The sequence below is a fragment of the Rathayibacter tritici genome, assembly GCF_002932875.1.
In the GTDB taxonomy this organism is placed as follows: domain Bacteria; phylum Actinomycetota; class Actinomycetes; order Actinomycetales; family Microbacteriaceae; genus Rathayibacter; species Rathayibacter tritici.
In genome coordinates this window covers 1-1,647 of sequence record NZ_PSWS01000045.1, presented here as the reverse complement: position 1 = coordinate 1,647, position 1,647 = coordinate 1, and the positions used below count along the sequence as shown (strand labels likewise).

Genomic DNA, 1,647 nt, shown 5'->3' with positions numbered 1-1,647 from the left:
GCCGCCACCCAATTAGTGAGGGTCTGCGGAACCAGTCCGAGCTCTCGAGCGACGTCCGCGACGGATCGCGACCTATCAATCACCTCGCGCACTGCCTCCACGCGGAACTCCGGAGAATACTTCCCACGGGAACTGGACATCCCGGGCCTTCCTTTCGGTCATCGCGGTAATCCTACCAATTCCGCGGTGGTCCAGAAAGAATGGGGCACCTCAAACCTCAAAGCCGTCGAAACACGCCTCAGCGGCTCGGCCGATCCTGTTGTCACGGCGGATTCTACGGACCCAACGCGCCCGTCGGTTCCCGCCGGTGTGACTGATCCGGCGATCGTCGCGAGCCTGCAGGAGGAAATCCTCGCGCTCGAAACCACCCGTGACTCGCTCCGCACCGGTCTCCCTGGCCCGACGTTCGACTCCGCCGTGACGAACATGGACACCTCATACAACGAGACGATCGCGAGCCTCAAGGAGGCTTCTCTCACAGAAAACTCCGTCGCCAGTCTCACGGTAGGCGACTGGAGCACCCGCACCCCAGACAGCTCCGGCCTCTTCATCGATAGCAGCGATGAGCTCCGCACCGGCATCACCGGGCTCGTCAGCCAGACCGCTCAGACCACCAGCCAAATCGCGAGCAGCGCAGGAACCGTGCCCGATAACACCAGCCAGTTCGACGCACTCCTGAAGAACGCCACGACGACGTTCGACGGCGTCGAAAACGTCTTCACAGGACTCAACAAATTCGTCGCCACGGGCAACACGGGCCTCAAAGAGACCCAGGCTTACTACGCGAACTTCGCAAGCGTCCTTGCGAACACGAGGACACCGGGCGTGGACACAAGCAGCATCTACGACTTCTTCGCCGCGCCCATCAACGCGAAGAACATCACGCCAGACCATACGGCGGCCGCCAGCATGACCAACCCGGTCAGCTGGTTCGACCCGCAGTGGGCGGCCGTGTTCGGAGGCGGGCTACTCGCCGGAATCCTCGCAACCGTACTAAGCGGCGCATTCCGCAGAAAAAAGAAAGCCTGAACGGAGACAACGCGGGCACTTTCCAGGCTTGGCTGACCAGGTTGTGCAGTGCAAGACTGCCCTCGAGCATGTCCACGGTCGGACGACCCGCCTTGTCTGATACCGGTCAGGATCCTCGAACAGTATCTCAACAGCGGCTCAGTCGACAGGCGAAATTGCCGAGCGGATGACTGCACGACGAGAGCCGGGACGATCTGCAGTCCGTCGCGGAGCAGTCCCCAGCGGGCTTCCTCTTTCCGTTGCCGGTGCAGTCCGCCTCGATCCTCCGGCTCTCAGGCGATACGCGAGCGCAGAGGGGTTAAAAACGTTGGGCAGCTCAGATCTCAATATCGGTAACCGCTGGTGGCTGACTTGCTTTCAGCGCCTTTCGCCACGCTCGTTCCACAGCGGTCCCTTTCGATCCGGCGCCGCAGTTCACTTTCTTGCCTCGGCTTACGCTGCGATCAGCGCCGACACGTGCGCATCACACCACATTTCGAACTGCCCTGCGGTTCACCCGCTATTCAGTCGTCAATGATGGAGGCTTATGCAAAATACGATTGATCGAGATGGATTTGCGCGTGTCGGTCACGAATAACACCGGCTAATCCGCTTTGATTGAAGAGCAGCCTCTAACAG

2 protein-coding genes are annotated in these 1,647 nt (G+C 60.7%); one reads left to right on the top strand and one right to left on the bottom strand.

Translation table 11 applies throughout. The annotated features are described in order from the left end of the window. The coding region (locus tag C5D07_RS06890; protein ID WP_146079779.1) for a transposase at positions 1 to 140 on the bottom strand (140 nt) is incomplete at its 3' end. 46 nt (positions 141 to 186) lie between these two features. Between C5D07_RS06890 and C5D07_RS06885 the strand changes: the two genes are divergently transcribed. Next, complete coding sequence (locus tag C5D07_RS06885) at positions 187 to 1,029, top strand: hypothetical protein (protein ID WP_146076827.1); 843 nt, start codon at positions 187 to 189, stop codon at positions 1,027 to 1,029. The last annotated feature ends 618 nt before the right edge of the window (positions 1,030 to 1,647 follow it).